At 50.1% G+C, this 2051-nt stretch carries 2 protein-coding genes; both read left to right on the top strand.

Annotation, left to right across the window (positions count from 1 at the left end; genetic code table 11):
* Positions 1 to 966 (top strand): PASTA domain-containing protein (locus VB081_RS02495; protein ID WP_323399275.1); only part of this gene is annotated, 966 nt, incomplete at its 5' end.
* Positions 967 to 1035: 69 nt separating this feature from the next.
* Positions 1036 to 2051, top strand: a 1016-nt coding sequence (locus tag VB081_RS02490; RefSeq protein WP_323399274.1) for a UDP-N-acetylmuramoyl-L-alanyl-D-glutamate--2,6-diaminopimelate ligase, incomplete at its 3' end; no start/stop codon positions are given.

Raw genomic sequence — 2051 nt, 5'->3', positions numbered from 1 at the left:
GAAAAGACAGGCATTGATTTTGCGACAGATACGCAGGGCAACGTTATGGAAATGAAATATGCACGTCAGGCGGATGTTGCGCTTATGGGCGCGGGCGAGAACATGAAAGTCTCGCAAATCCAGATGGCGAACGCATTTGCTTCGATCCTGAACGGAGGAACGCTTTATACGCCGCGGCTGGTGCTTGGCTTAGCGGACAGCAACGGGAACATCGTCGAGAAATACGAGGCGGAGGTAAAGGGACAGACTGTTTCGCAGGACGTATCGGCACAGCTCAAGGATATGATGATCGATTACATCCAAAATGGAGACGGTACGCAGGCGCAGATCGCCGGATATTCGGTGGGAGGTTTAAGTGGTTCGTCTGCTTTCTATGATGGCGATACGCCGGTACAGGATAAGGTGATCTCCTCCTTCTTTGCCTTTGCGCCGGTCAAATATCCCAGATACCTCGTGATGATCACAGCGAGCGGCGTTTCTGCTGGAGAAAACAGCAATACGGTATGCGCGCCATATGCAAAAAAAGTATTAGAGGATATCCTTAAAAACAACAATATCGCACCGGACGACGAAGCTGCGCGCAATGCGGAAAAAACGGTTGTGCCGAACGTTGTGGGTATGGATATGCAGACGGCTAAGGATACACTCGCAAATATAGGTCTTGCTGTGAAGCTTGATGGCAGCGGCAATGTGCTGAGCCAGATTCCTGCGGCAGAAGAAGAAGTGTATGCCGGATCGACAGTGACGCTTACCATGGAAACGAAGTCGGCAACGGTACCGGCGGCTGAGATGACGACCGTTCCGGATTTTACAGGAATGGATATTGTGACGGCACGTGATACGGCGATCGGTGCAGGATTAAAATTTGTGGCGCTTGGTAATGGCGTGGCGCAGGGACAGAAGCCCGCAGCGAATTTGCAGGTGGAAAAGGGTACTACGGTAACGGTACAGTTCAACTACAAATAGACACAGCGCAGTAGCGGGATACAATATTTTGTGGTATAATACTTTTGTTTATGGAGGAGGTCACGAAAAATGAGACTGTCTGAAATATTTCGCGGGATCAGATGTGACATAAGAAGCAACAAGGATATTGAGATCAAAGACTTAAAATATGACTCCCGCAACGTAAAGCGCGGCGACCTGTTTTTTTGCATCTCCGGATTTGCCGAGGATGGTCATAAATATGCTCAGGACGCGGTAAGAAAAGGCGCTGCGGCGATCGCGGTGATGGAGTATCAGAGCGGGCTCGATATCCCGCAGGTCATTGTGAAGGACGATCGGGCGTCGATGGCTGCTGCTGCATGCAATTTCTTTGGCAATCCTGCCAAGCGGATGGCAATGGTAGGCGTGACGGGGACAAACGGAAAAACAACGACAACATATATGCTCAAGTCCATTGCGGAGCAGGCCGGATATAAGGTGGGGCTCATTGGTACGATCGTTAATATGATCGGCGACCGTGAGATTCATACAGAGCGCACCACGCCTGAATCAATAGACTTGCAGAGACTGTTGAAAAAAATGCTCGACAACCAGTGTGATATGGTCGTGATGGAGGTGTCCTCACACTCGCTTGAATTAAAGCGTGTCTATGGAATCGAATTTGATGTTGGTGTGTTTACCAACCTGACGCAGGATCATCTGGATTTCCACAAGACGTGGGACAATTATATCCATGCGAAGAGTATGTTGTTTGAGCAGTCGCAGAAGTCGATCATCAATATCGACGACGACAGCGCGGCCAATATGATGGCGGCGGCAAAAAGCGAGGTTGTCAAATACAGCGTGATGCAGCCGGTACAGTATATGGCGAAAAACATTGAGATCACGCATGAGGGAACGAAATTTACTGTAGATATGGGCGCTAATACGCTGGAAGCAGAGATAGGGATCCCGGGGCAGTTCACAGTCTATAATGCACTCGGAGCGATCGTAGCGGCGCACGCACTTGGCATCAATGTGCACTATATCGAGCAGGGTCTGAAGGCGATGCATCCGGTTGCGGGGAGGTTCCAGCCGCTTGATACGCACGGACAGGATTTTGGGAT

This window comes from Christensenella sp. (genome assembly GCF_034927525.1).
Taxonomy (GTDB): domain Bacteria; phylum Bacillota; class Clostridia; order Christensenellales; family Christensenellaceae; genus Christensenella.
Note: the sequence above shows the minus strand (reverse complement) of the source record. Positions and strands in the feature narration are given on the sequence as shown.